General features: G+C 41.5%; 1 rRNA gene. It reads left to right on the top strand.

Annotated elements, in window-relative coordinates:
• A 16S ribosomal RNA gene (locus MXM41_RS22700) occupies nt 1–80 on the top strand; the annotation flags it as partial.
• Between the last annotated feature and the right edge of the window lie 214 nt (nt 81–294).

Raw genomic sequence — 294 nt, 5'->3', positions numbered from 1 at the left:
TTACCACTTTGTGATTCATGACTGGGGTGAAGTCGTAACAAGGTAACCGTAGGGGAACCTGCGGTTGGATCACCTCCTTACCTTAAAGAACCTGCCTTTGCAGTGCTCACACAGATTGTCTGATGAATGATGAACTTCTGAATGTGCTTTCGAGTGCATTAAGAAGTTTTGCTCTTTAAAAATCTGGATCAAGCTGAAAATTGAAACGACACGCTGTGTCTGTTCTCCGTAATAAGAACAGAAATACGGTGTGTTCGAGTCTCTCAAATTTTCACAATCATGAAGTGAAACATC

This window comes from Leclercia adecarboxylata (assembly GCF_035787115.1).
In the GTDB taxonomy this organism is placed as follows: domain Bacteria; phylum Pseudomonadota; class Gammaproteobacteria; order Enterobacterales; family Enterobacteriaceae; genus Enterobacter; species Enterobacter adecarboxylatus_E.
This window is presented reverse-complemented; position numbering and strand designations above follow the sequence as displayed.